Annotated in this window: 24 protein-coding genes and 1 riboswitch; of the genes, 11 read left to right on the top strand and 13 right to left on the bottom strand. The window is 66.7% G+C overall.

The features are described 5' to 3' along the window. A riboswitch (FMN riboswitch) is annotated at window positions 1-141 on the bottom strand. Window positions 142-217: 76 nt separating this feature from the next. Together murB and NW198_RS04300 are read left to right on the top strand one after the other, a co-directional pair. Continuing rightward, window positions 218-1141: a UDP-N-acetylmuramate dehydrogenase gene (murB, locus tag NW198_RS04305; protein ID WP_258340146.1), complete on the top strand. Its 924-nt coding sequence runs from the start codon at window positions 218-220 to the stop codon at window positions 1139-1141. A 624-nt stretch (window positions 1142-1765) separates the two neighbouring features. Next, complete coding sequence (locus tag NW198_RS04300; protein ID WP_258340145.1) at window positions 1766-2449, top strand: hypothetical protein; 684 nt, start codon at window positions 1766-1768, stop codon at window positions 2447-2449. Window positions 2450-2705: 256 nt separating this feature from the next. On the opposite strand, the gene NW198_RS04295 is transcribed toward NW198_RS04300, so the two are convergent. The 5 genes from NW198_RS04295 to NW198_RS04275 form a co-directional block, all read right to left on the bottom strand. After that, the gene (locus NW198_RS04295) at window positions 2706-4070 is read right to left on the bottom strand and encodes a PFL family protein (protein WP_258340144.1); all 1365 of its coding nucleotides are present in this window, start codon (window positions 4068-4070) and stop codon (window positions 2706-2708) included. Window positions 4071-4149: 79 nt separating this feature from the next. Next, window positions 4150-4896: a S9 family peptidase gene (locus tag NW198_RS04290; protein WP_258340143.1), complete on the bottom strand. Its 747-nt coding sequence runs from the start codon at window positions 4894-4896 to the stop codon at window positions 4150-4152. A gap of 116 nt (window positions 4897-5012) precedes the next feature. Continuing rightward, window positions 5013-5738 carry an ABC-2 transporter permease gene (locus tag NW198_RS04285; protein ID WP_258340142.1) on the bottom strand — a complete coding sequence of 242 codons (726 nt, stop codon included), beginning with the start codon at window positions 5736-5738 and terminating at the stop codon, window positions 5013-5015. Further along, window positions 5738-6643, bottom strand: coding sequence for an ABC transporter ATP-binding protein (locus NW198_RS04280; protein WP_258340141.1), 906 nt, complete (start codon window positions 6641-6643; stop codon window positions 5738-5740). The genes NW198_RS04285 and NW198_RS04280 overlap by 1 nt, the downstream gene beginning before the upstream one ends. A 35-nt stretch (window positions 6644-6678) precedes the next feature. After that, complete coding sequence (locus tag NW198_RS04275) at window positions 6679-7047, bottom strand: GntR family transcriptional regulator (protein WP_258340140.1); 369 nt, start codon at window positions 7045-7047, stop codon at window positions 6679-6681. A gap of 166 nt (window positions 7048-7213) precedes the next feature. On the opposite strand from NW198_RS04275, the gene NW198_RS04270 reads away from it, so the two are divergent. Then, window positions 7214-7822 carry an alpha/beta hydrolase-fold protein gene (locus NW198_RS04270; RefSeq protein ID WP_258340139.1) on the top strand — a complete coding sequence of 203 codons (609 nt, stop codon included), beginning with the start codon at window positions 7214-7216 and terminating at the stop codon, window positions 7820-7822. Here NW198_RS04270 and NW198_RS04265 read toward each other — a convergent pair. Both NW198_RS04265 and NW198_RS04260 read right to left on the bottom strand, forming a co-directional pair. Beyond that, on the bottom strand, window positions 7807-8247 hold the full coding sequence (locus tag NW198_RS04265; RefSeq protein ID WP_258340138.1) for an acetyltransferase: 441 nt from the start codon (window positions 8245-8247) through the stop codon (window positions 7807-7809). The genes NW198_RS04270 and NW198_RS04265 overlap by 16 nt on opposite strands. A 5-nt stretch (window positions 8248-8252) precedes the next feature. After that, window positions 8253-8828: a tRNA (cytidine(34)-2'-O)-methyltransferase gene (locus NW198_RS04260; RefSeq protein ID WP_258340137.1), complete on the bottom strand. Its 576-nt coding sequence runs from the start codon at window positions 8826-8828 to the stop codon at window positions 8253-8255. A gap of 342 nt (window positions 8829-9170) precedes the next feature. Between NW198_RS04260 and NW198_RS04255 the strand changes: the two genes are divergently transcribed. Together NW198_RS04255 and NW198_RS04250 are read left to right on the top strand one after the other, a co-directional pair. Next, window positions 9171-9590 (top strand): peptide deformylase, encoded by a 420-nt coding sequence (locus NW198_RS04255; RefSeq protein WP_087314842.1) that lies wholly within the window; start codon window positions 9171-9173, stop codon window positions 9588-9590. A 1-nt stretch (window position 9591) separates the two neighbouring features. Further along, window positions 9592-12096 (top strand): excinuclease ABC subunit UvrA, encoded by a 2505-nt coding sequence (locus NW198_RS04250; protein ID WP_258340135.1) that lies wholly within the window; start codon window positions 9592-9594, stop codon window positions 12094-12096. A 149-nt stretch (window positions 12097-12245) separates the two neighbouring features. Here NW198_RS04250 and nth read toward each other — a convergent pair whose 3' ends face one another. After that, entirely contained in the window at window positions 12246-12908 is a 663-nt protein-coding gene (gene nth, locus NW198_RS04245) for an endonuclease III (protein ID WP_087314838.1), read from the bottom strand. A gap of 147 nt (window positions 12909-13055) precedes the next feature. Here nth and NW198_RS04240 point away from each other — a divergent pair, with 147 nt between their 5' ends. Further along, window positions 13056-14570: an aminotransferase class I/II-fold pyridoxal phosphate-dependent enzyme gene (locus tag NW198_RS04240; protein WP_258340134.1), complete on the top strand. Its 1515-nt coding sequence runs from the start codon at window positions 13056-13058 to the stop codon at window positions 14568-14570. A gap of 128 nt (window positions 14571-14698) precedes the next feature. Here the strand turns inward: NW198_RS04240 and NW198_RS04235 are convergent, their stop codons facing one another. Beyond that, window positions 14699-16030: a DNA repair protein gene (locus NW198_RS04235; protein ID WP_204204646.1), complete on the bottom strand. Its 1332-nt coding sequence runs from the start codon at window positions 16028-16030 to the stop codon at window positions 14699-14701. Window positions 16031-16163: 133 nt separating this feature from the next. On the opposite strand from NW198_RS04235, the gene thpR reads away from it, so the two are divergent. Continuing rightward, a complete protein-coding gene (thpR, locus tag NW198_RS04230) occupies window positions 16164-16691 on the top strand; it encodes an RNA 2',3'-cyclic phosphodiesterase (RefSeq protein ID WP_258340133.1) in 528 nt (175 codons plus the stop codon). Window positions 16692-16721: 30 nt separating this feature from the next. On the opposite strand, the gene recQ is transcribed toward thpR, so the two are convergent. Beyond that, window positions 16722-18608: a DNA helicase RecQ gene (gene recQ, locus NW198_RS04225; RefSeq protein WP_258340132.1), complete on the bottom strand. Its 1887-nt coding sequence runs from the start codon at window positions 18606-18608 to the stop codon at window positions 16722-16724. 303 nt (window positions 18609-18911) lie between these two features. On the opposite strand from recQ, the gene NW198_RS04220 reads away from it, so the two are divergent. From NW198_RS04220 to NW198_RS04210, 3 genes are all read left to right on the top strand, one after another. Next, complete coding sequence (locus NW198_RS04220; RefSeq protein WP_258340131.1) at window positions 18912-19655, top strand: sigma factor; 744 nt, start codon at window positions 18912-18914, stop codon at window positions 19653-19655. After that, window positions 19652-20509, top strand: coding sequence for a hypothetical protein (locus NW198_RS04215; protein WP_258340130.1), 858 nt, complete (start codon window positions 19652-19654; stop codon window positions 20507-20509). The genes NW198_RS04220 and NW198_RS04215 overlap by 4 nt, the downstream gene beginning before the upstream one ends. Before the next feature lie 122 nt (window positions 20510-20631). Beyond that, window positions 20632-21609: a PepSY domain-containing protein gene (locus NW198_RS04210; protein WP_258340129.1), complete on the top strand. Its 978-nt coding sequence runs from the start codon at window positions 20632-20634 to the stop codon at window positions 21607-21609. Between the two features lie 191 nt (window positions 21610-21800). Here NW198_RS04210 and NW198_RS04205 read toward each other — a convergent pair whose 3' ends face one another. From NW198_RS04205 to NW198_RS04195, 3 genes are read right to left on the bottom strand one after another with little or no spacing between them, the layout of a single operon-like run. Then, complete coding sequence (locus NW198_RS04205) at window positions 21801-22547, bottom strand: energy-coupling factor transporter transmembrane protein EcfT (RefSeq protein WP_087314824.1); 747 nt, start codon at window positions 22545-22547, stop codon at window positions 21801-21803. After that, window positions 22544-24289 carry an ABC transporter ATP-binding protein gene (locus NW198_RS04200; protein ID WP_258340128.1) on the bottom strand — a complete coding sequence of 582 codons (1746 nt, stop codon included), beginning with the start codon at window positions 24287-24289 and terminating at the stop codon, window positions 22544-22546. The genes NW198_RS04205 and NW198_RS04200 overlap by 4 nt, the downstream gene beginning before the upstream one ends. A gap of 45 nt (window positions 24290-24334) precedes the next feature. Next, a complete protein-coding gene (locus tag NW198_RS04195) occupies window positions 24335-24910 on the bottom strand; it encodes a hypothetical protein (protein ID WP_087314820.1) in 576 nt (191 codons plus the stop codon). Between the two features lie 716 nt (window positions 24911-25626). On the opposite strand from NW198_RS04195, the gene NW198_RS04190 reads away from it, so the two are divergent. Further along, window positions 25627-26085, top strand: coding sequence for a MarR family winged helix-turn-helix transcriptional regulator (locus tag NW198_RS04190; RefSeq protein ID WP_087314818.1), 459 nt, complete (start codon window positions 25627-25629; stop codon window positions 26083-26085). Window positions 26086-26104: the final 19 nt, after the last annotated feature.

Below are 26104 nucleotides of genomic sequence, written 5' to 3'. Positions count from 1 at the left end.
CCTCCGTTTCTTCCATCCGGACTGTGACCGTTGGTCCCGGAATCTCACCGGGTCAGCCGCGTATTCGCGGGTCGCGGACTTCGGGGCGCGCACGCCTCCGTCACCGCCAGTGGGGACTTTCACCCCGCCCTGAAACTGACAGCGCGAGTGTAGCACTAATCGCCCGTGGGCGCGCTGCTATACTTGAAACCGCCTGCCAGACCACAGAGAGGAAGCCATGCCCGAGAGTGACGGCGGCAGAGAGCCGCTTGCCTGGCGCCTGCGCGCCATCGTCGGCGAGGACAACGTGCTCGAGATGGAGCCCATGAGCGAGCACACCACCTTTGAGGTGGGGGGTCCCGCCGACCTCTACGTGATTCCCGAGGACTTTGACGAGGTGCGCGACGTGCTGCGCGCCTGCGACGAGGCCGGGGCCCGGCGCTTTGTCCTCGGGCGCGGGTCCGACCTGCTCGTCTCTGACGCGGGCTACCGCGGCGTCGTGGTCGCCGTTGCCGACGGCCTCACGGGCGTGTCCGTGGACGGCGAGGAGATGACGTGCCAGGCGGGCGTGGATTTGCGCGAGGCCTCCGAGATGGCCTGCGAGCTCGGGCTCACCGGGCTTGAGTTCGCCTGCGGCATCCCGGGCTCGGTGGGCGGTGCCTGCTTCATGAACGCGGGCGCGTACGGCGGCTGCGTCGCGGACGTCCTCAAGTGCGTGCGCGTGGTCATGCCGGACGGCAGTATCGAGACGGTCGACGCGGACGACCTCGACTTGGGCTATCGGCGCAGCCGCGTTGCCTCCGACGGCATGGTCGTGCTCTCCGCGACCTTCTCGCTGAGGCGCGGGGACCCCGAGAAGATCCGCGCGACGATGGACGACCTCATGCGCCAGCGCGAGGAGAAGCAGCCGCTCGACCTCCCGAGTGCCGGGTCCACGTTCAAGCGGCCCGAGGGCTACTTCGCCGGCAAGCTCATCATGGATGCCGGGCTGCAGGGATACCAGCATGGCGGCGCGGCCGTCTCGAAGAAGCACGCCGGCTTCGTGGTGAACGTCGGCGGCGCGACGGCGGCGGACGTCCATGCCGTGATCGAGCACGTCCAGGACGAGGTCGAGCGCCAGTTTGGCGTGCGCCTCGAGCCGGAGGTGCGCTTCCTGGAGTAGCGTGCGGGCCGCGCGCTCTTCTCGCTTGAGGTTCTTCTCGCCCGAGGCCCTTCTCGCATCGTGCTCCTCTGGGCTCAAACTCCACACGTGGTGTTTCTTTTCTTCGGACTTCCCGTAAATGACCTGATAAAATCAGAACAGACGAGAAAAACAATCACCACGTGTGGAGTTTGAGACAGAAAGCGGTGGCGCATGCGTGCCTTTCTGTGTCATGAGAGCGCCCGCGATGCCTTGAGGCGTCTCTCTGGAGATCGAAGGGTGCCCACGTCAACGTGGCCAGCGGATTCGCAGAGGTTGCCGGCCGCCCAGTGCGTCTCGACTCAGCGGGGCTTCGCGCGACTGTGCGAAAGTTCCGACATGCGGGCCTGGGGGATTTGCGACGAGCCCGTTCACCTCCTTGTTCCCTCTCAGCAGATGAGAAGCGCCGGCAGGCGTGCGAGATTTCACGTGTGGTCGCCCGACGTGCCCGTCGGGGCCTTTTGGGTGCTGCAAGACACTGTCCTGCTGAGCGGCCCCGAGTTCACCATCATTCAGCTTTGCGGAGCGACCGCTCGCCTGGAAGGGCTTCTTGATGCGCACGTGTCCGCGGTCCAGGCGCAGACAAGGACGCTGAGGGAGCTAGGCGTGAACGAGCGGCCCACGGTGGACCACCCTTTGGTGCGGGAGCACGAGCGCAGGATCGTTGCGGCGGCCGTGCTGGCGTGTGAGTTCGCGGGCACGTATCGGCTGGGAGCCCCGGGCGAGAAGACCCTCTATCACGTCCCGGCGATCATGACGATGGAGGGCCTTGCGGCCATGGCGGAAAGCGCGGGACACAATACCGCGGCATCCCGCGCACGAATCGTTGCCGATGTTGCGTTTGACGGGTCGGCGTCCCCCATGGAGACGGCGCTCGCGCTGCTGTTGACGCTGCCGGTTGATTACGGTGGCTTTGGTCTTGTGCGGCCCCGCCTCAATGCCAGCATTGATGTTTCCGCCCACCGTGGCATTCTCGCGGACGTCGACCAGGTTTCCCCGGACTATCTCTGGCTCGACCATGGCGTGGCGTTGGAGTACGACAGCGCGGAGTTTCATGCGGCTGTCGGGCGCGATGCGAGGAGCGACGCCGTTCGGGCCAACATCCTGACATCTTTGGGCTATCGCGTCTTCAGGGTGACGCCGCGGGTCGTGCGCTCTCTGGCCGACGTCGAGCTTCTTGCCCGGCAGCTCGCATGCGCGCTCGGCACGCCGCTCGAAGAGCCCAGCGATGTCCAGGCGCTGCGCCGCCGATGCCTCTATGCCCAGCTCATGCCGAGCCGGAATGCGTGAGGGAGCCCGCGGCTCGAGGTTATTCTCGGCAGGGGCGCTCGGCCACGATCCTTCTCGGCCCCAAACTCCACACGTGGTGTTTCTCTTTTGTTTAGGTAACGGAAAACCCCGGGTAGGATTAATACGAATTAGAGAAAGAACCACCGCGTGTGGAGTTTGGGGGCCGATAAGGGCCTCGGGCCGAGAAGAACCTCGGGTCAAAAAACGCGCGGGCCGAGAAGAACCTCGACCCGCGCGCCTTTCGCTGTCTTGGAGGTTAGTTCTTGAGCGAGTTGAGCGGGGCGGGGAAGCGGCCGCCGCGGTGCGCGAAGACACTGCCGGCAAACTGGTTGACGGGCATGACCGGTGCGGAGCCAAACAGGCCGCCAAACTCGAGCATGTCGCCCTCCTTGCGGCCGATGGCCGGGATGAGGCGCACCGCCGTGGTCTTGGTGTTGATGACGCCGATGGCCATCTCGTCGGCGATGATGCCGGCGATGGTCTCCACCGAGGTGTCGCCGGGCACGGCGATCATGTCCAGGCCGACGGAGCACACGCAGGTCATGGCCTCGAGCTTCTCGAGGGAGAGGGCGCCGTCGACGGCCGCGCGGATCATGCCGGCGTCCTCGGAGACGGGGATGAAGGCGCCCGAGAGGCCGCCCACGCTCGAGGATGCCATGACGCCGCCCTTCTTCACGGCGTCGTTGAGCAGCGCGAGCGCGCAGGTGGTGCCGGGGCCGCCGCACTCGCCCACGCCGATGGTTTCGAGGATCTGGGCCACGGAGTCGCCGGCAGCGGGCGTCGGCGCCAGGGAGAGGTCCACGATGCCCTTCTCGACCCCAAGGCGACGGCTCGCCTCGCGGCTCATGAGCTCGCCGGCACGGGTGATCTTGAAGGCGGTCTGCTTGATCTTCTCGGCCACGTCCATGAGGCTCGCGGTCTCGGGCAGTTCTGCGAGCGCCGCGGCCATGACGCCGGGGCCAGAGACGCCAACGTTGATGACGGCGTCCGCCTCGCCGGAGCCGTGGACGGCGCCCGCCATGAACGGCGAGTCCTCGACCATGTTGGCAAAGACGACGAACTTTGCGGCGCCGTAGCAGTCGATGTCAACGGTGCGGCGCGCGCACTCGAGGATGGTCTCGGCCGAGAGCAGCACGGCGTCCATGTTGATGCCGGCGCGCGTGGAGGCGATGTTGAGCGAGGAGCAGACGCGGTCCGTGGTGGCCAGCGCCTCGGGGACGGACGCGATGAGACGACGGTCGGCGTCGCCCATGCCCTTCTGGACGAGGGCGGAGAAGCCGCCCATGAAGTCGATGCCGAGGGTCTCGGCCGCGCGGTCCATGGCGTGCGCGAGCGGGGAGAGGTCCTCGTCCGGGCAGCCGGCGGCGATCTGGGCGATCGGCGTCACCGAGACGCGCTTGTTGGCGATGGGGATGCCGTACTCGGCCTCGAGGTCGTCGGCGGTCTCCACCAGGCGCTCGGCCGTGTGGGTGATGCGGTCGTAGACCTTGTCGCACATGCGGGCCATGTCCTCGTCCGCGCAGCCCGCGAGCGAGATGCCCATCGTGATGGTGCGGAGGTCGAGGTTCTGCTCGGAGACCATCGAGAGGGTCTCGGCCACTTCCTGGGGCGTGATGTCCATGAAGGCGCCTTTCTCGCGCGGATGGTTGCAGCTGCCCATTATAGGTGAAAGGCGGTGAGGGCCCCTCGCGGCAGAATGGCTACGCGCCCGTGATTGACGCGACGATCTGCTCTGTGATGCGCCGCATGCGGATGCCGTAGAAGCCGTGCCCGGCGTCGTGGACCACTTCGAGCTCGGCGTTGGCGTAGGTGCGCGCCGCGCGCTCAGCGTAGGCGAGCGGCACGAGCGGGTCGGCGTCGCCCTGCCAGATGCGCACGGGGCCGGGGTAGCTCATATGCTCGAACGGGTCCCAGGCCAGGGCGTCCACGGCATAGCGGCGGCCGAGCTCCATCCACATCTCGTACGTCTGCGGCACGGCGTCCGGGGACCCAAAGCGCCCGACGGCGTCGTCGTGGATCACGAGCGCGGGATAGAGCAGGAAGAGGCCTGCCACGTCGGCCGGGCGCTCGTCGGCGACCATCGTGCTCACGAAGCCGCCCTGGCTCTGGCCGAGCAGGTAGATGCGGTCGGGGTCCACTTCGGGCAGCGCGCGCACGACGTCGAGCACCGCGGAGAGGTCGGCTGCCTGCGTGCAGACGGACATCTCGGTGGTGCGCCCGCCCGAGCGCGAGTGCGGCGTGCCGCCGAAGAAGTCGATCGCGCAGGTGACGATGCCCGCCTCCGCGAGCGGCGCGGCCCACTCCCCGGCCGTCTCGTGGTCGCCGCTGAAAAACGGCGAGCAGATCACGGCGGGCAGGGGAGCGGCGGCGTCCGGCACGCGCAGCCGACCGTACACGCGGATACCGTCGTGCTCCGCCCAGAGGTCCTTCTCGGTGATGTGTGCCATGACGCCCTCGCTTGCTGGAATGCTAGTACGCACAGTTCGGTTGACTTTCATATATTCCCAGTTGGATTTTAGGCAAAACTAGAGCTATGCGTACTATGAGGCGGAGGAAGGGCGGTCTACAGCTCGCGCTTCTCGTAGAGCTTGAGCGAGACGGCTGCGGAGATCGCCAGCGCCACGGCCGACAGGGCGATAAGAACGATGCAGCCCACGGTCATGCCGGCCGGCGTGTCGAGCGCCTCGAGCGCGGCGGAGAGAAGCTCCATGCCGGGAATGCCGCCGTCGAGCATGCCGCTGTTGCCCAGGATGACCACCGGCACCACGAAGAGCAGCACGATCACCGTGGGCAGGATCTGCGTGGCGCGCGTCTGGCCCAGGCGGAAGTAGAGCGGCGTCACGATGCTCGCCACCACGGAGCCGATGAGCAGGGTGAAGCAGGTGACGACGGCCATGACGGAGAGCATGCCCGGATCGAACGCGAACGCCTCGCCGACCTCGCCGGGCAGGCCGATCGCTGAGACGACGGCCGTCGCCGCGAGCGCTGCGACCACGCCCACGACCATGCCGGTGAGGCCAAACGTCACGATGGCGGCGTAGCGGCCGAGCACGACGTCGCGCCGGGAGAGCGGCAGCGTCAGCCGGAAGAGCTCCCAATGGTTGAGCTGGTCGTAGGCGGCCAGGCCCATCGCGCTCATCATAAAGAACATGCAGGTGAGGGTGGCCGGCATCGCGAGCGGCGTCTGCATGCCGAGCCCGATGCACAGGCTCACGAGAAGCCCCAGGCCCACGAGCTGGCGGGCGTAGTCGCGGAAGATCGTCATCTCAAGGAGGAACGCGCGCTTCATTATCGGACACCGCCCTTCAGCGTCAGGGTCATGTAGTCGTCGATGGTCATGCGGTCGACCGGGATCTCCGGGAAGCTCTCCGCAAAGGCAAAGCGGTCGGGGACGAGCACGTCGATGCCGTAGTCGTGGCGCAGGTAGCGCAGTCCGGCATTCGGGACGACGCCCGAGTCCGCGATCTTCTCGAGATCCGCCACGCGGCAGCGCGCGACGCCCATCTCGTCGGTGATGACGTCCTTGGGCAGGTCAAAGACGATGCGCCCGGCATCGATACACACGATGCGGTCCGCGATGCGCTCGAGGTCGCTCGTGATGTGGCTGCTCATGAGGATGGCGTGGCCGGGCTGCGCCACAAAGTCGCGCAGCAGGTCGAGCACCTCGTCGCGCGCCATGGGGTCCAGGCCGGCCGTGGCCTCGTCGAGGATGAGCAGGCGCGCCCCGTGCGCGAGGGCGCAGGCAAGAGAGAGCTTCATGCCCATGCCGCGCGAGAGGCTCTTCACGGTCTTTTTGGCGTCCAGGCCAAACTCGGCGGCAAGGCGTCCGAAGCGGCGCGCGTCCCAGGTGGCGTAGGCGCGCTCGTAGATGCGGCCCACGTCAGCGACCTTGAGGTGCTCCGGCAGCGAGATCGCGTCAAAGACCACGCCGACCTGCTCCTTCACCGCCGCGCCGGACGCGCGCGAGAGCTCGTCGCTTGGTACGCCGAGCACGCTCGAGGTGCCGCCGTCGGTGGGGAAGAGGCCGAGAAGAGCCTTGATGGTGGTGGACTTGCCGGCGCCGTTCTGGCCGATGAAGCCCACGACCTCGCCCTCGCTCACCGTGAGGCTCACGCCCTCTAGGGAGAACCCGTCGTAGTGCTTGGTGAGTCCGCGGGCCTCTATGAGAGTGCCGCTGGCGATGCCCGTGCTCATGTGACGTCCTTTCTGCGCGAGGTCCTTCTCGCGCGTCACTCCAGTACCAGGGAGAACATCTCGGAGAGCTCGTTGTCTGTGAGGCCCATCGCGCGCCCGGCGTCCACGGCCCGCGTCATGTGGGCCTCCACCTGGCGCAGCTGCTCCTCGCGGATGAGCTCGGCGTTGCCGCCGGCGACGTAGGTGCCCTTGCCCTGCACCGTCTCGATGAGGCCTGCCGCCTCCAAGTCCGCGTAGGCGCGCTTGGTGGTGATCGCGCTCACACGCAGGCTGTTGGCCAGGGCACGGATGCTGGGGAGCTGCTCGCCCTCCGCGAGCTCGCCCGAGACGATCGCCGCCTTGATCTGGTCGATGATCTGCTCGTAGATGGGCTTGCCATTGGAGTTGGAGATGATGATGTCCAAATCGCGTCCTTCCGTGCCGGCTCGCCAGGACGTCTCCCACGAGCCAACCGTGTATACCCGGTAAATACAGTATATACACACCTATACACAGTGCAAGGGGGAATTTGGAAAAGTTCCGGCGGAGTCTCTGCGACAATGGGCCTGGCCGCTTGAGCGAAGGAGCTGCGTGATCTACGTCATCGATTCATCAGAGCACCCGCTTCCCGTGGCGGAGGCGGCCAAGGGGCTGCGGTCGCGCGCAGTGAGCGTGCCGGTTGCGGACTGGGGCGATGCGCTCACGCCGTGGCCCGCGCCTTCGCTGCGCCCGGGTGAGAGGGATTTTGGCGGCCATGCGGACGAGACGCTCGCCTCGCTCGCCGAGCAGCTCGACCGGGCGCCCGGACCCCATGCCATCTGTGGCTACTCGCTCGGCGGGCTCTTCGCGCTCTACGCGTTCGCGCGCGAGCCGCGTCTTTGCGCGTGCGCGTGCCTTTCTGGCTCGGTCTGGTACGAGGGCTGGGTCGACTGGCTGCGCGCAAATGCGCCGGACTGCTCGGGGCGCTACGCGTACTTCTCGGTGGGGAAGAAGGAGAAGCGCGCGGGGCTGCCGTTTCGCCACGTCGAGGAGGACCTCGCCGCGTGCGCGGAGATTCTGCGCGCACGCGGCTGCAAGGTGGACGTGTCGCTCGGCCCTGGCAACCACATGCAGCACGTGGGGGAGCGTCTCGCCGCCGGCCTCGCCGCGCTCGACGCGTTCCAGCTGGGGGAGGCGAGCCTCGGCTATCGCCGCATGTAAAGCAGCGGGTAGGGACGCCCCTGCTCGTCGAGCTCCGTCCGGCGATAGGTCGAGAAGCCCAGGTGCTCGTAGAAGCCCACTGCCTGCGGGTTCTGCTCGTTGACGGTGAGCTCGGTCACGCCAAGGCGCTCGATGCCGTGCTCGAGGAGCTGGCGGCCGAGGCCCTGGCCGCGGACGTCAGGGTCGAGGAAGAGCATCTCCAGGCGGCCGCCCTCCACGCCCATGAAGCCCACGGGCACACCGTCCTTCTCGGCAGTGACGAGCGTCTCCACGCCTGCGAGCGCCTGCGGGACGAACGGCTTGATTTGGGCGACCTCGACCTCGGAGAGGAACGTGTGCGTGGCGCGCACGGAGCGCTCCCATACGTCGACGAGCTGCTCCACAAGCTCGGGCGTGCGGTCGGCGACGGTGTGACAGTGGGTCATGTTCCTCACATCCCTTGAAACCCGGTCTGGCGCAGGGCCTCGTAGAGCACGATGGCGGCGGCGTTGGAAAGGTTGAGCGCACTGATGCGGTAATCCTCTGGGTTCACGAAGTTGCCGCAGACGTCTTGGGCAAGAAGCGCGGCGTGGTCGCAGCGCTCATCCGACGCACCCCAGCTTTGGGCGTTCTCGAGCGAGGCAGCGTCGGGCAGCATGGGGATGCGCTCGCAGCGGTCTGCGTGCGCAGCCAGCAGCCCCTCGGGAAGCCCCGTGCTCTCGCAGCCAAAGACGAGATAGTCGCCGTCATGGTAGCGGGCCTCGACGTAGGTGCGTCGGGCTTTCTTGGTGAGAAGGTGCAGGTGCGCGTCCGGTCCCACGACGTCAAGAAACGCGTCCCAGCTCTCATGTACCGTGACATCGAGACTCTCCCAGTATCCGAGCCCCGCTCGGTGCAGCGACCTCTCGTCCAGGGAGAATCCAAGCGGGCACACGAGGTGAAGACGAGACCCCGTGACCACGCAGGTGCGCCCGATGTTTCCCGTGTTCGCCGGAATCTCCGGCGTCACGAGCACGACGTTGAACATGGGACCTCGCTTCGTATTGAGGGGCACTGGGCGGGTTGCAAAACTGGTCTTAAGTCCATATTACTGGCTTGCCGAGAACAAAACGTGCCTTCGATCCATGGGATTTAGCCTCAAGAGGGGTGGCATCTCGCGGCATCGGCAGCGTTTTCCCAGATAAGAGTTGGCCCTCATAAACTTTTCTTGTCCGAAAGGGCCAAAACCTCATGGATTGAAGGCGTGTTTTGTTTTCCGCAGACCCCAGTTATGGCTTGAAGGGCAAAAGTGCATGCGGCGACGTGTCTGGGTGACATGGCTATACTATCGTGAGCAGCAAAACCGCACATGAAGTTCGAAGGGATTCTCATGATCAAGGACCTGGTGCACGACGACGCCATCCTCTCCACCCCGTGCGAGCTCGCGACCGCTGAGGACGCCCCGGTCGCTCAGGACCTCGTTGACACGCTTGCCGCCATCGACGACGCGGTCTGCCTGGCCGCCAACCAGATCGGCGTGACCAAGGCCATCATCGCCTTCCAGGACGACAAGGACGAGGTCCACGTCATGTACAACCCCAAGGTCCTCATGGGCCTGGGCGGCGCCAAGGTCGAGGAGAGCTGCCTCACGCACGAGGAGGTCTCCAAGGTCACACGCTTCGCCAAGATCAAGGTGTCCTTCGACGAGCTCGTCGACGGCCAGCTCAGGGCCCGTCGTCGCGACTACGTGGGCTGGACTGCCCAGATGATCCAGCACATGGTCGATCACTGCAAGGGCAAGCTGGTCTAGCATGCCCCCGCGCGCCCTGACGGCGCCCCGTCCCGCCCCGGACCACATCGAGGTGCGGGGCGCCCGCGTCCACAACCTCAAGGACGTCGACGTGGACATCCCCCTGAACGAGCTCGTGGGGATCGCCGGCGTCTCCGGCTCGGGAAAGAGCTCGCTCGCGCTGGGCACGCTCTATGCGGAGGGGTCGCGCCGCTACCTGGACGCGCTCTCCACCTACACGCGGCGGCGCATCGCCCAGACGGGCCGCGCCACGGTGGACGAGGTGCTGCACGTTCCGGCGGCGCTTGCCCTGCGGCAGCGTCCTGCTGTGCCCGGCGTGCACTCGACCTTTGGCACCTCTACCGAGCTCCTCAACTACCTGCGCCTTCTTTTCTCGCGTCTCGGTAGTCACGTGTGCCCCAACGGGCACCGCGTGCCGCCGAGCATGGACGTGGCGCTCGGGCGCGCCACGCGCTGCCCCGTTTGCGGCGTCGAGTTCATGGGGCCGGGCGCGGAGGATCTCGCCTTCAACAGCGGCGGTGCCTGTGCCACCTGCGGGGGCACCGGCGTCGTCCGCACCGTCGACGAGGCCTCGCTCGTGCCCGACGAGAGTATCTCCATCGACGACGGGGCGGTCCTGCCGTGGGGCTCGCTCATGTGGGACCTCATGAAGCAGGTCTGCGGCTCTTTTGGGGTGCGCACCGACGTGCCGTTCAACCAGCTCACGCCCGAGGAACGCGAGATTGTCTTCCACGGGCCCATGGAGAAGCGGCACATCCTTTACAGGGCCAAGAATGGCGAGTCCTTCGCCGAGATGGACTTTACCTACTACAGCGCGGTGAACACGGTGAAGAACGCGCTCTCCAAGGCCAAGGACGAGAAGGGCCTCGCGCGCGTGTCGCGGTTCCTGCGCGAGGACGTGTGCCCGGACTGCGGCGGCACGCGCCTCTCGGCGGCGGCGCGCGGGCCCGAGATCGACGGCATGAACCTCGCGGATGCGACAGCGCTGACGCTCGATGAGCTCGCGACGTGGGTGCCCACGGTGCCGCAGCTTGTTCCGGACGACCTGCGCGAGATGGCCCGGACAATCTGCGCGGAGACCGACGAGCCCATCTGTCGCCTCCAGCAGCTGGGTCTGGGCTACCTCTCGCTCGATCGGGCGAGCTCGACGCTCTCCACGGGCGAGCGCCAGCGCGTCCAGCTCGCCCGTGCCGTGCGCAATCGGACCACGGGCGTGCTCTATGTGCTGGACGAGCCCTCGATCGGCCTTCATCCCTCCAATGTGGAGGGACTTCTCGGCGTGGTGGACGACCTGCTGGCGGACGGCAACTCCGTCGTGCTGGTCGACCACGACGTGCGCGTGCTGCGCCATGCGGACCATCTCGTGGAGATCGGCCCGGGCTCGGGTGCCGATGGCGGGCGCGTCATAGTCCAGGGCAGCGTCGCGGAGGTCGAGAAGAGCCCGGAGTCGCGAATCGGCCCCTTCCTCTCCGGCGCCCGGCAGGTGCGCGCCCGGGAGCGGGTGGCGGCGAGCGAGGTCTTCTCGACAGGCGCCCTTCGGATTGAGACCGATGCCATCCACACCGTGCGCCCGCTCTCGGTGGAGATCCCGCGGGGGCGCCTCACGGCGGTGACGGGCGTCTCGGGCTCGGGGAAGACGACGCTCGTGCTGGAGAGCCTGGTGCCCGGCCTGCGCGCCGCCATCGTAGGGGAGGCGCTGCCGGCTCACGTGCGCTCCGTTGACGCCGCGGGTCTGCGCCGAGCCAACCTCATCGACGCGACGCCCATCGGCGCCAACGTGCGCTCGACGGTGGCGACCTACTCCGGCGTCCTCGACGACCTGCGGCGCGCCTACGCCAAGCTCCCAGAGGCGCGCGAGCGCGGCCTCAAGGCGGGGGCGTTCTCGTATAACACCGGGTCGCTGCGCTGTCCCACGTGCGACGGCACGGGGCAGATCTCGCTTGACGTGCAGTTTCTTCCGGACGTGGACATCCCGTGCCCGGACTGCGGCGGCGCACGCTACGGCCGCGAGGCATGGGAGGTTAGGCTGTCGGGTGACGTGAGCCTGCCCGAGCTGCTGTCCTATACCGTCGACCAGGCGCGCGAGGTGCTGGCGGAGACGGGTCTTCGATCGGCGAAGGCCAAGCTCGAGGTCCTGCACGACCTAGGCCTCGGCTACCTCACGCTGGGCGAGGCCACGCCGGCGCTCTCAGGCGGCGAGGCCCAACGCCTCAAGCTCGCGAGCGAGCTCACGCGCAACCAGGCCGACGCGCTCTTCGTCTTTGACGAGCCCACGATCGGGCTGCACCCGCTCGACGTGGAGGTGCTGCTCGGCGTGCTGCAGCGGCTCATCGACAACGGCGCCACGGTCGTGGTGATCGAACACGACCTAGACATGATCGCCGCCGCCGACTGGGTCATCGACATGGGGCCCGGAGGGGGCGATGCGGGAGGCCGCATTGTGTGCGCAGGCACGCCCGAGCAGGTCGCGGCATGCGAGCAGAGCGTCACGGGCCGCTATCTGTAAATTGGGGACAGGCTTTCTGCTAATTGGGGACGTGTTATTTCGTGCAGACCGTTTGGGACAGGTTTGTCCATCAAACCTGTCCCAAACGGTCTGCACGAAATAACACGTCCCCAATTAGCAGAAAGCCTGTCCCCAATTTACAGATAGCCCTAGCAGCGGTGGGCGCTCGGGCAGATGTCCTCGAGGACGCAGCCGTCGCACTTGGGCGCGCGCGCCGAGCAGGTGTCGCGCCCGTGCTTGATCCACTGGTGGTTAACCGGCCCCCAGAGCTCTCGCGGCAGCAGCTTGAGCAGGTCTTGCTCGGTCTTGAGCGGCTCCTTCTCGTGCGTCTTGGGCGAGAGCGCAAGGCGGTGAGCGATGCGGTTGACGTGCGTGTCCACCGCGATGCCCTCGACGATGCCAAAGCCCACGTTCATCACGATGTTGGCGGTCTTGCGCCCCACGCCGGGCAGGCGCGTGAGCTCCTCCATCGTGTGCGGGACCTCCCCGCCAAACTCGGAGACGATCATCTGGGCGCACTCGACGCAGTGGCGCGCCTTCGACTTATAGAAGCCGAGGCTGTGGATGTACTCTGCCACCTCGGCGGGCGAGGCGGCGGCCATGGCCTCGGGCGTGGGGAAGCGCTCGAAGAGCGCCGGCGTCACCTTGTTGACCTGGGCGTCGGTGGTCTGTGCGGAAAGCAGGACGGCAATGGTCAGGCGGAAGGGGCTCGCGTGGTCGAGAAAGCACTCGACCGGGCCGTACTTTTCGTCAAGGCGTCGGCACACCTCGACGGCGCGGTCGATCTTGGCCTGCTTGGTCTCTCTGGGCATCGATCCTCCTCGGGACGTCCTGCGACGATGATACGGCGTTCAGATGTTATTCCAAAGTTCAATTTAAATCTGTGATAGAGTGTCGATATTGAACTTGTTGCAGGAGAAGTTCAATCTTGTTGCCAGAATTGAACTACGGGAGGCCGGATGCTCCAGGAGACCTTTGCGGACCGCCTTCGGCGGGCGATGGGCGAGAAGAACCTCAAGCAGGCCGACCTCATCCACGCTGCGGCGCAGCGTGGCGAGCGCCTGGGAAAAAGCCAGGTCAGCCAATACGTGAGCGGTAAGGTCGTCCCGCGTGCGACGACGCTTCGCCTGCTGGCGGACATCTTGGGCGTCCCGGAGACGTGGCTTGCCACGGCAGACGGCGCGCGAGCTTCCGCGCGGCCTGAGACCGCCCCCACGACCCCCTCTGCCAGCACGTCCACAAAAAGGAGCGCCACTATGCGTGAGTTCAAGAAGTCCAACAAGCTCGACAACGTCCTCTACGACGTCCGCGGCCCGGTGGCCGACGAGGCGGCCCGCATGGAGGACGAGGGCCTGCGCATCCTCAAGCTCAACATCGGCAACCCCGCGCCCTTTGGCTTCCGCACGCCCGACGAGGTCGTGCACGACATGCGCCAGCAGCTGCCCGACTGCGAGGGATACTCGGACTCCCGCGGCCTCTTCTCCGCGCGCAAGGCCATCATGCAGTACGCGCAGATCAAGCATCTGCCCAACGTGAGCATGGACGGCATCTACACGGGCAACGGCGTCTCTGAGCTCATCCAGCTCTGCATGAACGCGCTGCTCGACACCGGCGACGAGATTCTGATCCCGAGCCCCGACTACCCGCTCTGGACCGCGTGCGCCACGCTCGCGGGCGGCACCCCGGTGCACTACCTCTGCGACGAGCAGGCCGAGTGGACGCCCGACCTCGCGGACATGGAGGCCAAGGTCACGAGCAACACCAAGGCCATCGTCATCATCAACCCCAACAACCCCACCGGCGCGGTCTATCCGCGCGAGGTGCTTGAGCAGATCGTGGATATCGCGCGGCGCCACCAGCTCATGATCTTCTCGGACGAGATCTACGACCGTCTGTGCATGGACGGCCACGAGCACATCTCCATCGCCGCCCTCGCACCTGATCTGCCGTGCGTCACGTTCTCCGGCCTTTCCAAGTCTCACATGGTCGCTGGCTACCGTATCGGCTGGATGGTCCTCTCGGGCAACAAGCGCTGCATGCGCGACTTCATCTACGGCATCAACATGCTCTCCAACATGCGCCTGTGCTCCAACGTGCCGGCGCAGTCCATCGTCCAGACGGCGCTCGGCGGCTATCAGAGCGTGGAGCGCTACGTCGAGCCGGGCGGGCGCGTCTACGAGCAGCGTAACTACGTCTACGAGGCGCTCAACGCCATCGACGGCATCACGGCGGTCAAGCCCAAGGCGGCGTTCTACATCTTCCCCAAGATCGACGTGAAGAAGTTCAACATCACCGATGACGAGCAGTTCGCCCTTGATCTGCTGCACGAGAAGCGCATCCTGATCACGCGCGGCGGCGGCTTCAACTGGCCGGAGCCCGATCACTTCCGCATCGTCTACCTCCCGCGCATGGAGGTTCTGCGCGAGGCGATGACGGATCTTGCGGACTTCTTCGCGCACTATCGCCAGGCGTAGGGGAGCACCTTCCGTCCGAGGGCGCGCCGTGGGCGGCGGCGCGCTCGCGGATGAGGTCGTAGTAGCCGGTGAGCGCGGCAAACGGCATGAACTGCGCCGCGCGGTCGACGCGACGCCTTGGCTGCTGGTCACTCATGATGTCCTCCGACCTGCTGGTTTCTCTCCCGCGCCGTGGCCTCCGGGCGCAGGCTTATCCCGCGCACAAGCGCGTTTTTGCCAAACCGACGCTTCACGGCCATCGTGGCTCGGGCGAGGCTCTTCTCGTCCGAGTCCGCCGTGGGGTCCGAGAAGAGCGTGAGCTCCGCGTACTCCTCCGGCACAAGCTCGCCCATGGCTATGTTGATGCGCCGGACGGCTCGATTGGGGTCGACGATCTCCTCGAAGAGCGCCAGAAACGCCGCGGTGAGCGCCTCGCGGGAGCTGGTCGCCTCGGCGAGCTTGCGCGAGGCGTTGGCTGCCTCGTCATGGCGGCCCAGCACGCGCGTCCCGTGCTCGCCGGTGAAGACCTGCGCGGGCGCGCTCTTCTCGGCCTCTGACAGGCGCTCGCGGGCATAGCCCGCAAAGAGCGAGACGTGCCCGCAGACCAGGCCCTTGTCCACGAGGTCGAGCACGAGGCCGTCTACCATCTCGCGCAGGATCACCCGTGCCTCCTCGAAGCTGTAGTCGCGCATGAGGACCTGCCCGGAGCCCAGCGAGTGCGCCTTGGGCCTGTAGGCGTGAATCTCCGCCATCGTGCAGGGCTCGACGCCCCAGGCGTGATCGATGAGCAGCTCGGCGTTGATGCCAAACTCGTCATAGAGCGCCTGTTCTGGAAGAAGCGCCACGCCGCCCATGTCGTGCGCGCCCATCCGGGCGAGGCGCCGCGCGATCCCCGGGCCGATGCCCCAGACGTCCGTGATGGGGCGGTGCGGCCAGATGAGGCACTTGTAGCGGGCCTCGTCGAGCTCGCCGATGTGGTCGTCCACGTGCTTGGCCGTGATGTCGAGCGCCACCTTGGCAAGAAAGAGGTTGGTGCCGATTCCCGCCGTGGCGCACACGCCCGTCTCCCGGAGCACGAGGTCCATGAGCATCGTGGCCAGCTCGCGTGGCGTCTTGCCGTAGAGGGCGAGGTAGGGGGTCACGTCGATGAAGACTTCGTCGATGGAGTAGACGTGGATGTCCTCCGGCGAGAAGTACCTCAGGTAGAGCTCGTAGATGTCTGCCGAGACCTCCATGTAGCGGCGCATGCGCGGCGGCGCCATCTCGTAATCGATCCCGTCTGGAATCTCGAAGACGCGACAGCGGTTGCGCACGCCGGCCGCCTTCATGGCCGGCGAGACGGCGAGACAGATGGTGGTGGGGCCGCGCGTGGGGTCCGCCACCACGAGCCGGTGCTCGAAGGGGTCCTTCCCGCGGTCCACGCACTCGACCGAGGCATAGAAGCACTTGAGGTCGATGCAGAGGTAGGCGCTCTCCACGATGCTTGCTCCAAACGCGCGTTCTTGTCGTCATCCCATGATGCCCCGTCCGCCGGACAGCAATTGCCCTTTGCGCGTCGGTCACAAACACTGCAACACTTGTTCTGATACCGTGTGAGAAAGGAAGGAGGGAGAAATGAGGGCGTTCATTGCGCTGGAGCTGCCGGAGGCGTTTGCGGACGAGGTCGCGGGGCTTGCGCGCGGGCTCGAGGCCGCGTGTGCGGGGCGCTTTGTGTCGGGCGAGAACCACCACCTCACCCTGGCGTTTCTCGGCGAGGTGGGGGAGGCGGAGGCGCGATCGGCGATGGCTGCGCTCGACGCGGCGTGCGCGGGCGCGGGCCCCGTGCGGCTGCGTGCGACGGGCCTCGGCACCTTTGGGCGCTCCCGTGACGCCACGCTCTGGCTGGGCATCGAGAAGGACCCCCGGCTCATGGACCTTGCCGCGCGGGTGCGCGGGGAGCTTTCCGCCCGCGGGCTTGCCTATGACGAGAAGGACTTCCTGCCGCACGTCACTTTGGCCCGACGGGCACGCGTGCCTCGTGGGGCACTGGGGGACCTGGCCTTCCCGCTGCCGGACGAGGCGACGCGCGTCACGCTGTTCCGCAGCATCCTCGATCCGGATGGCGCTCGCTACAAGCCGCTCTATACCGTGGAGCTGGGTTGACAGTCGCGACTGTCAACCCAGTCCCCGCTACTACCCGTTGATCTTCTCGAGGAAGAGCTCGCCGTAGCGCTCGGCCTTCTTGGCGCCCACGCCGGAGACGCCGAGCAGCTCGTCTGCGTTTCTCGGCCGCTTGGCGCACATGTCCACGAGGGTGGCGTTGGAGAAGATGAAGTATGACGGCACGCCCTGCTCGCGCGCGAGCTCGCCCCGAAGCTCCGAAAGCCGGGCATAGAGCTCCTGACCCGCCTCGTCGAGCTCGGAGACGTCCGTCGCGGCGCGGGTCTTGGCAGGCGCGGCGACAGCGCGCTCGACGCGTGGCGCGCCCTTTGCGACCTTGAGCACGAACGGCTCGTCCCAGGGGGCCTCGCGGCGCAGAAACGCTCCCGACGCCGCCGTGAGCGCGATCACCGGATAGTCCCCGCCCGTGCGCGCGAGAACGCCGCGGAAGACCAGCTCATCCAGGATGGCGCGCACGCGCGCCGCGGGAACGTCGGCCATGATCCCGTAGGTCGAGAGGGTGTCAAAGCCGCGGCGCAGGACCTTCTCGCCCCGCGAGCCGCGCAGCACGTCCACGATCATCGACGCCCCCGCGCTGCGTCCTCGCTGGGCGATGCGCGCCACGCAGCTCACGACCTTGAGGGCGTCGGTGGTGGCGTCCACCTCCTCGAAGTCCGTGAGGCAGTTGCCGCAGTTGCCGCAGTAGGCCGGAGCCTCCTCACCAAAGTAGCGCAGGATGTGGGCGCGCAGGCACTCGGTGGTGGTGGCGTAGAAGACCATCTGGCGCAGGCGCTCGGCGTCGCGCTCGGCAAGCGTCTCTATCTGCTCGGGCGTGAGGCCCTCGCGCGGCTCGCTGCGCGAGAGCAGAAACTCCGCCGTGTGCACGTCGCCGGGGGAGTAGAGCAAAAGGCACTCCGCCTTGGTGCCGTCACGTCCGGCGCGCCCCGCCTCCTGGTAGTAGTTCTCGAGGCTGAGCGGCAGGTTGTAGTGGACCACGTAGCTCACGTTGGACTTGTCGATGCCCATGCCAAAGGCGTTGGTGGCCACCATCACGCGGGAGCGGTCGTAGAGGAAGTCCTCCTGGTTGCGCTCGCGCTCCTCGGCGGGGAGGCCCGCGTGGTAGCGCGTGGCCGCGAGCCCCTCGTCACACAGCAGGTCGCACACCTCCTCAACGGCACGCCGACTCGAGCAGTAGACGATGCCGGAGAGCGTGGCGCGCTGTCGGACAAAGGCGACGAGCATCCGGTCCTTCTCGGCGCCGCCCCGCGGCCGGGACACGGCGAAGGAGAGGTTTGGCCGGTCAAAGCTCGCGATGACGGTGAACGGGTCGGAGAGTCCGAGCGCCGCGGCGATGTCCTTGCGCACGGCGCGCGTGGCCGTTGCCGTGAGCGCCATCACCGGCGGGCGTGCGGGAAGTGCCTCGAGAAATTCAATGATGCGCTGGTAGCTGGGCCTGAAGTCGTTGCCCCACTGCGAGATGCAGTGAGCCTCGTCCACGGCGAGCAGGCCAACGCCGCGCGCGGCGACGGTCTCGAGGAAGGTCGGGTCGTCGAGGCGCTCCGGTGCCACGTAGACAAGCGCGAGCGCGCCCGAGGCGATGCCGTGGAGCACGCTTGCGCGCTCGCCCGCGGAGAGGGTGGAGTTGAGGAAGCTCGCCGCTACGCCCGTCTGTCGCAGCGCACCAACCTGGTCGGCCATGAGGGAGATGAGCGGGGAGACCACGAGCGTGAGGCCCCCCGTGCGCGCGGCCAGCGCGAGGGCGGGCACCTGGTAGCAGACGGACTTGCCCGCCGAGGTGGGCATGACGGCCAGCACGTCGCGTCCGGCGAGCGCGGCGTCCACAATCTCGGCCTGGTGCGGGCGGAAGCTCGAGTAGCCGAAGGTGGTGCGCAGGATGTCGAGGGGCGTGAGGTCCGCCATGGGGCTCCTGTCGTCGGGTTCTTCTCGCCCCATTATGCGCCTTGGCCCGGACAGAAAGGCGCTGTGGTCGTCTCTGGGCTCGCTAGTATGCCTTTCGTGACTGCTCCCTCGCATTTGCCCAGTTGGCGAGAAAAGCCTTGCGGAGAGGGCATACTAGCGAGCCCGGTTTTGCCGCCCGCCGCTTCTTACACGGGGCTTACGTTGTTGCGGCATGGGGCCGGTAACCTGAACCTTTCAGGCATTTTCTGCAAACGACCCCGGTTTTGGAGCGGTGCCTTCGCATCCTGTTGTCGAGGGGAGACGATGAGAGAGAACAGGGAGATAGTCGTTCGCGTCCGTGCGGCCAAGCGGGACCCGCGCGCCGCTGACGAGCTGGTGCGAAGCTACCTTCCGTTCATCAAGGCGGAGACGGCCAAGTTCATGGGCCGGCCTCCGCGGGAGGGGCGCGACGACGAGCTGGGGATTGCCATGTTTGCCTTCCACGAGGCGGTTATGTCATACGATCGATCCCGGGGCGCATTTCTTCCCCTTGCGGCCCTGAGCATCAAGAACCGCCTGATTGACTTCAGGCGTCGCGAACGCCGTCACGCCGAGGTTCTCTCCCTCGACGAGCGTCGGTCGACGGCCGACGACGAGGACGACCGCCCGCTTGTCGAGAGGCTTGCTGCCGAGAAGGACGAGATCGCGGAGCGCGAGGCGCGCCTTGCGAGCCGGGCGGAAATCGCGGAGTTCACGGCGCAGCTCAAGGAGTTCGGCATCTCGCTCTTTGACGTGACCGAGAGTTGCCCGCGCCAGCAGCGCACGCTCGAGGCGTGCGGGCGGGCGCTCGAGCATGCCCGTGCCAACCCCGGCCTCCTGGAGCGGCTCCTTGCCACCAAGAAGCTGCCGATTTCCGATCTTGCTCGCGGCTCTGGGGTCGAGAAGAAGACGCTCGAGCGCCATCGAACCTACCTCGTGGCGCTGCTGCTTGCCTACACCAACGGGTTCGAAATAATTCGTGGCCACCTGTGCAAAATCGTGGGCAGCGGGGGAGGTGACGGTCGATGAGCTACCTGATCTTGGAGTGCGCTGCGAGCTATGCCGTGGCGCTCGACGAGGAGGGGCGCTTCGTGCGGGTTCCCAACCTCGGATACGAAGTCGGCCAGGAGGTCGATGACGTCGTCATCTTTGATGAGGGTCAGCTGCTCGCCTTTGAGGCGCGGAAGGCGAGAAGGACGCGCAGGCGCGTGGGACTGATCGCCGCCGCGGCGTGTCTCGTCGTCGCCGTCATCGCCGGCGGCGTCGTGTGGCGCCTACCCATTGGCACCGTCTACATGCGTATCAACCCCGAGGTGAGCATGGAGGTCAACCGCTTTGACCGCGTCGTGGACGTGGAGGGAGAAAACGCTGACGGCGAGGCGCTGGTGAGCGGGTTCTCGTTCTACGGAAGGACGATCGACGACGTCTCGGACGACCTGGCAAATAGGGCCGAGGAGCAGGGCTACCTTGGGGACGGCGGCACGATCGAGCTGACGGTCGAATCGGATGACGAGGAGTGGAAGACGGCGACCGAGGACCGGCTCGTGATCGAGCTGGAGGTTCACCTCGACCATCGCGTGGTGGTCGAGGGATCGGGGGTGCCGGTTGGCGGCGCGTCCGACGACGATGACCTTGACGATGCGGACGACTGGGACGATGACGGTTTTGACGATCTTGACGATGACGAAGACGACGGAGTCGCGCCGGTTCCGCCCGAGACCGATACAGCGCCCGCGCCCAATCCGCCCGCGCCACAAGCTCCCCAGGCCATCGATGACGACGAGGACGATGACGACGGCTGGGACGACGATGACGACGATGGGGACGACGATGACGACGATGGGGACGACGATGACGAAGATGGGGACGACGATGACGACTAGCTGCGTCGCACGTTCTTCTCGCCTGGCGGATTTTTCTTTCTGAGCGACCCCGGTTTTGGTGGGGCGCCCGCGCAACCTCTCACTGCAAGGCAAAACAGAGGTTACGACCCAAGGAGGACACCATGAAGACCACGAGCCTGAAGAACATCCTGACCGGCGCGACCATGGGCATCGCCCTCACGGCGGTTTTGGCGGGCTGCGGGACGACGCCCGCTGCGACGCAGACGGCGGACGGTGCCGGCGAGACCCCGATCGCCCAGGCGTCCCAGGCGGCGGGAACCCTGCTTCTGAGCGTCAATCCCGAGATTGAGATCGAGTATGACGACGATGGCCTCGTCACTGAGGTCGAGGGCGTGAACGACGAGGGCCGCGGGGTGACGAGCGGATACGGGGGCTACGAGGGGCGCCAGTGCCGGGAGGTCGTCTCCGACCTGGTGGAGGAGATCTACGAGGCAGGGCACTTCAATCAGACGGTTGACGGCCACGACCGCAACGTCATCGTGAAGCTTCAGCAGGGCTCGAGCTATCCCGGGGAGAACTTCTTGCGGGGAATCGAGGACGATGTGCGCGCAACGGTGGGCGGCTTTGGCCTTGCCTCCGACGCGCTGACGGTGGCGCCCGAGCAGCTCGACGACCGCGGATACATTGGTCTCGATGCGGCGAAGGACATCGTGCTCTCCCAGCTCGGGCTGACCGAGGCGAGCTTCAACGACCACGAGTACGAGCTGGATGACGGCGTGTACGAGATGGAGTTCACGTCTGGAGGCGTCGAGTATGAGTACGAGGTTGACGCCCGCACGGGCAAGGTCCTCGAGGCCGACGTCGACGGCAATGACGACTGGGACGACCGCGACGACTGGGATGACTGGCACGAGGACCGCTACGACCGCGACGACTGGGACGACGACCGCGACGACCTGGATGACCGCGACGACGATTGGGACGACGACCGCGACGACCTGGATGACCGCGACGACGACTGGGACGACGACCGCGACGACGACTGGGATGACGACCGCGACGACGACTGGGACGACGACTGGGATGACGACCGCGACGACCGCGACGACGACTGGGATGACGACCGCGACGATGACTAGCCCGAGCCTCAGCTCCCCCGCGACCCCGTCCTCATGGGCGGGGTCGTTTTGTGTCACCCCTTGCGGGGGGGGGATTAGTGTACAAAATCAGAGTTGTTCGGAAAAATCACCTGCATATATAGATAGTGAAATCTGATTTTGTACACTAAATCGCCGGGCTGGGGTGGCGCCCGGGACGGCTCGGCCCCGCCCTACAGCACCACGCCCAGGGCCACGAGCGCCACGCAGAGGGCAAGGACCGCCCAGTCGCGCGCCACGAGCGGGTAGCGTCGGTAGCTGCTCTCGCGCGTGCGCAGGTAGAAGCCGCGCTGCTCGGCGGCAAGCGCCGTGGCCTCGGTGCGGCCGACGGAGCTCACGAGCAGTGGCACGCAGAGAGGCAGCATAAGCCGCAGCTTGCGGATGGGGTTGCGCGTGTCGTACTCCACGCCTCGGGCGGTCTGGGCCTCCATGATCGCGTTCATCTCCTGCGAGAACACGGGGACAAAGCGCAGCGCAGTGGTGAACGTGAACGCGTAGCGATATGGGACGCGCAGCACCTCGACGCAGGCGTTTGCGAGGTCGGTGAGCCTGGTCACCATGAGCATGAGCACGAGCGGCAGCGCCACGCCCATGAGGCGCAGACATACCTTGGGGCCCGTGAGCAGGCCGTCGGTGGTCACAAAGCCCCAGACAACGTCACCGGTGCGGGTGAACAGCAGCTGGAAGACAAACATCACCACGCCGAGGGGCACCACGAGCTTGAGCAGGCGCGCAAGCCGTCCGGGCACGCCGGCGTACGCGGCGAGCGCAAACGTGAGGGCGAGAAGGGCGAGCAGCAGCGGGTAGGTGTCCGCCAGCAGCGTCGCCGCGATGATGGCGGCGGCCAGGGCGAGCTTGGTCACGGGGTTGAGCCGGTGGAGCAGGGTGTCCCCGGGAACGTAGTCGATGACGCTGGTCACTTGAGCATCCCCTCCACGGTGTCGACGATGTCGGAGACCTGGGAGGCCCCCGCAAAGGCGGGCGAGACGTCGCGCGCGAGCTCGGCGGCAAGGCGCACGACCTGCGGCGCCTCGACGTCGGCGCGGGCCATGAGCCCGGCGTCCGCAAAGACCTGGTCCGCGGGACCCTGCCCGAGGATGCGCCCGTCGGCCATGACGATGACGCGCTCGGCAAAATCCGAGACCACCTCCATGTCGTGGCAGACCATGACGACGGCGCAGCCCTTCTCGGCCATCTCGCGCACCGTCTCCATGACCGTCATGCACTCGCGGTAGTCGAGGCCGCTCGTGGGCTCGTCGAGAAGGACCACCTCCGGTTCCATCACGACCACGGAGGCCAGGGCGACCATCTGCCGCTGTCCGCGGGAGAGCGAGAAGGGCGCGGCGTCGAGGGGCAGGCCGAAGCGCTCGGCGACGGAGCGTGCGCGCTCGCGGGCCTCGCCCGCTCCGACGCCCGTGAGCTCGAGCCCAAAGGCGACCTCGTCGAGGACGGTGTCCTTGCAGAGCTGGCGGTCGGGGTTCTGGAAGAGCGTGGAGACGTGCGCGGCCAGGCGGCTCGTGGGGGTGTCGCGCGTGTCGAGGCCGGCTACGAGCACCTCGCCGGAGGCGGGCTTGAGCAGCCCGTTTAGGAGCTTGGTGAGGGTCGTCTTGCCGGCGCCGTTCTGTCCGACGACGCCCACGATCTCGCCGGGCCGCGCGTCGAAGCTGAGGTGCTCCACGGTGGCGCGGCTCCCGGGGTAGGCAAAGCTGACGTCGCGGAAGCTGACCACGGGGTCGGCGGGCAGGGCGGTGCGGGGCTTTGCGGGGATGCCTGCCGCCGCGTTCTTCTCGCCTGCGGCTTGTCCGCGGACGAGGTCGGCCACAAGGTCGCGCGCCTCGGCCACGCTGAGACAGGGCGCCCCGGGCTCGATGACGCCGTGCTCGGCGAGACTGTTGGAGATGCGCGCCACGCGGGGGCTGTCCACGCCGAGCGCCCTGAGGTTGCGTCCGTGCGAGAAGACCGAGCGCGGCGTGCCGTCAAAGGCGACCCGGCCCCGGTCCATAACGACGATGCGGTCGCAGTGCTCGCAGAGCAGGGCGACCTTCTGCTCGATGACCACGACGGTGATGCCGGCGTCCCGGTTGAGCGCGCGCAGCGTCTCGAAGACCGTGCTCGACGAGACGGGGTCGAGTGCGGCGGTGGGCTCGTCGAGGACGAGCACGCGCGGGCGCAGCGCCAGCATGGCGGCGATGGCGACCTTCTGCTTCTGGCCGCCGGAGAGCGTCGCGATCTCGCGCTCGCGCAGGTCGGCGATGCCCACGGTCTCGAGCGCGCTGGCGAGGCGGTCGGGAATCTGGTCGTGGGGCACGCCGAAGTTCTCGAGGCCAAAGAGCAGCTCGTCCTCCACCACGGAGGCGACCATCTGGGCGTCGATGTCCTGGTTGATGCTGCCCACGACGCGAGAGATGTCCGTGAGCGTGACCTCGCAGGTGTCGCTTCCGTCCACGGTCACGGCCCCGAAGAGCTGTCCGCGATAGTGATGGGGGATGGCGCCGGACAGGGCGGCGGCGAGCGTGGACTTGCCGGCTCCCGAGGGTCCGATCACGCCCACGAACTCCCCCGGCGCGATGCAGAGGGAGACGTGGTCGAGCGCGGGAGTCGCGGACGCGCCGTACGAGAACGAGACGTCGTCGAGCCGGATGATGGGGGAGGGCTGGGCCATGGTGACCTTTCTTAGGTCAAAAGGGGACAGTCCCCTTTTGACCCATTAGTCGTTGAGCTTGAGGGCGGCCTTGATGGGCAGATAGAGCGCGCTCACGAGGATGGCGTTGAAGACGCCGGTGAGCAGGACCACGGGCAGCATCGCCGCGGCGAGCTCGGCCGCGCCGCCGACCATGGCGATCTTGATGAGCATGAAGATGACGCCGGAGACCACGGTGGTGACGAAGGAGCCGGCGAGCGGGACAAACTTCTTGGCGGGGGAGGCCATGCCAGCGGCGACGATGAGCGCCATGAGCATCGCGGCGATGCCCTCGGCGGCAAAGTCGATGAAGGGCGAGGTGGTGGTGACCTGGATGACGGCGGCGGAGATGAGGCCGATCACGAGCGCCTGGCCGATGTTGGGGCGCACCACGAGGATGGTAAGGCAGAAGGCGGAGATGATGAACTCGGGGCTGATGAGGCCTCCGGAGATGCCGGAGATGGCCTTGCCCACGGTGAAGTTGAGGATGAACCCGGCGGCCAGGAGGACGGCGAGAAGGACGAGGGCCTGGATGTCGAGCTTGCCGTGGTCGGCGGTGGCGACGGTGCGGGCGGCGGTCTGGGTGGCGGTGTTCTCGGACATGGTGACTTCCTTTCTGGGAGAGGTTCTTGATCGAGGTTCTTGTCGGCGTGCATTTTGGTGGCCGGCGATGATGGCGTCACAAGAAAAGGGCTCCCGGTCTTCCGGGAGCCCTTTCAGCGCAAATGGATATGGCGCGTGAGACTCACCATCGACCGAGCGAGGAAAAGTTGCGCCACCACCAGTTCATGGACGTGCGAACGTTGACGTTGACGACGTTGCTCATGCTCCGGCGCTCCTTTCGCTTCTGGTCGAGGGACGTATGTGTTGTGGACAAGATACGCGTGCCCCGTCGCGCGCGCAAGGGAGTTTTCTGGTCCGAAACAATCGAGCGCGGTCGTGGGCTGTGCTGGGCGGTCTCTAGAAGCTCGCAAGTCTGCAATTTGGCCTTCCAATCCATTTTCGTCCGTCTCAAGAAACAAAAGCCGCCTTCGATCCATGGAAAAATGGGCGAACGATCGGTCTGCGGTAGAGATTGGGGACAGTGGCTGAAGCGCGACCTGCAGTTTTTCTGGTCAGCCCCTCAGCGGAGGCGCATTTTTTCATGGATCGAAGCACAGTTTTGTCTGCGGCCCGGCAGCAATATGGATTGAGAGGCAAAAGTGCAAGCGGGCAGCCTCAAGAGTCGTGTGAATATCGCGTGCCGCACTTGAAGCAAGGTCGTGCTCGGCCATAATGTTAATTAGTTAACATGTGTGAGCACGAGGGGGAGAGGCAACGTGAGGGGGACGCGGTTCGAGGACTTCGTCGGTATCATCAGCGCCCTCGGAAAAGAGATTCAGCGCATCAAGACGGCAGAGGCCAAGCGCCTGGGCTTTCGCGGCTCGGACGTGATGTGCCTCTACTACCTGGTCAAGTACCCCGAGGGGCTCACCGCCTCCGAGCTCGCTCGCCTGGTCGACGTGAGCCGCGCCGCGATGTCGCGCACCGTGGCGCACCTCGCCGAAGATGGCTTCGTCGAGGTGGGTGACGCCGAGGACGAGGATGCCTCCCGATATCGTGCCCCGGTGCGCCTCACCGAGAAGGGACGAGAGGCCGCGCGCCCGCTCGACGACATCATTCACCGAGTGCTCGACGAGGCTGGCGGTGGGCTTGCCGCACGTCAGCGCCTGCAGATGTACGATTCGCTCAACCACATTCTCGAGAAGCTCAAGACGTACGGGCGAGACGGCCAGTAGGCCGCCGTCCGACAGAAGG

It is taken from the genome of Thermophilibacter sp. ET337, from assembly GCF_024733715.1.
GTDB lineage: Bacteria > Actinomycetota > Coriobacteriia > Coriobacteriales > Atopobiaceae > Thermophilibacter.
Note: the sequence above shows the minus strand (reverse complement) of the source record. Positions and strands in the feature narration are given on the sequence as shown.

Bases quoted from the DNA above. Each gene is read 5' to 3' on its own strand.
- NW198_RS04295 (WP_258340144.1), bottom strand. From the start codon at position 4,070: ATGGACATCACGCCCCAGGAAGTGGCCGAGACCCTCTCGATGGTCTCC.
- NW198_RS04195 (WP_087314820.1), bottom strand. From the start codon at position 24,910: ATGTCCGAGAACACCGCCACCCAGACCGCCGCCCGCACCGTCGCCACC.
- murB (WP_258340146.1), top strand. From the start codon at position 218: ATGCCCGAGAGTGACGGCGGCAGAGAGCCGCTTGCCTGGCGCCTGCGC.
- NW198_RS04210 (WP_258340129.1), top strand. From the start codon at position 20,632: ATGAAGACCACGAGCCTGAAGAACATCCTGACCGGCGCGACCATGGGC.
- nth (WP_087314838.1), bottom strand. From the start codon at position 12,908: ATGCCCAGAGAGACCAAGCAGGCCAAGATCGACCGCGCCGTCGAGGTG.
- thpR (WP_258340133.1), top strand. From the start codon at position 16,164: ATGAGGGCGTTCATTGCGCTGGAGCTGCCGGAGGCGTTTGCGGACGAG.
- NW198_RS04255 (WP_087314842.1), top strand. From the start codon at position 9,171: ATGATCAAGGACCTGGTGCACGACGACGCCATCCTCTCCACCCCGTGC.
- NW198_RS04250 (WP_258340135.1), top strand. From the start codon at position 9,592: ATGCCCCCGCGCGCCCTGACGGCGCCCCGTCCCGCCCCGGACCACATC.
- NW198_RS04260 (WP_258340137.1), bottom strand. From the start codon at position 8,828: ATGTTCAACGTCGTGCTCGTGACGCCGGAGATTCCGGCGAACACGGGA.
- NW198_RS04280 (WP_258340141.1), bottom strand. From the start codon at position 6,643: ATGAGCACGGGCATCGCCAGCGGCACTCTCATAGAGGCCCGCGGACTC.
- NW198_RS04290 (WP_258340143.1), bottom strand. From the start codon at position 4,896: ATGGCACACATCACCGAGAAGGACCTCTGGGCGGAGCACGACGGTATC.
- NW198_RS04200 (WP_258340128.1), bottom strand. From the start codon at position 24,289: ATGGCCCAGCCCTCCCCCATCATCCGGCTCGACGACGTCTCGTTCTCG.
- NW198_RS04240 (WP_258340134.1), top strand. From the start codon at position 13,056: ATGCTCCAGGAGACCTTTGCGGACCGCCTTCGGCGGGCGATGGGCGAG.
- NW198_RS04220 (WP_258340131.1), top strand. From the start codon at position 18,912: ATGAGAGAGAACAGGGAGATAGTCGTTCGCGTCCGTGCGGCCAAGCGG.
- NW198_RS04215 (WP_258340130.1), top strand. From the start codon at position 19,652: ATGAGCTACCTGATCTTGGAGTGCGCTGCGAGCTATGCCGTGGCGCTC.
- NW198_RS04265 (WP_258340138.1), bottom strand. From the start codon at position 8,247: ATGACCCACTGTCACACCGTCGCCGACCGCACGCCCGAGCTTGTGGAG.
- NW198_RS04285 (WP_258340142.1), bottom strand. From the start codon at position 5,738: ATGAAGCGCGCGTTCCTCCTTGAGATGACGATCTTCCGCGACTACGCC.
- recQ (WP_258340132.1), bottom strand. From the start codon at position 18,608: ATGGCGGACCTCACGCCCCTCGACATCCTGCGCACCACCTTCGGCTAC.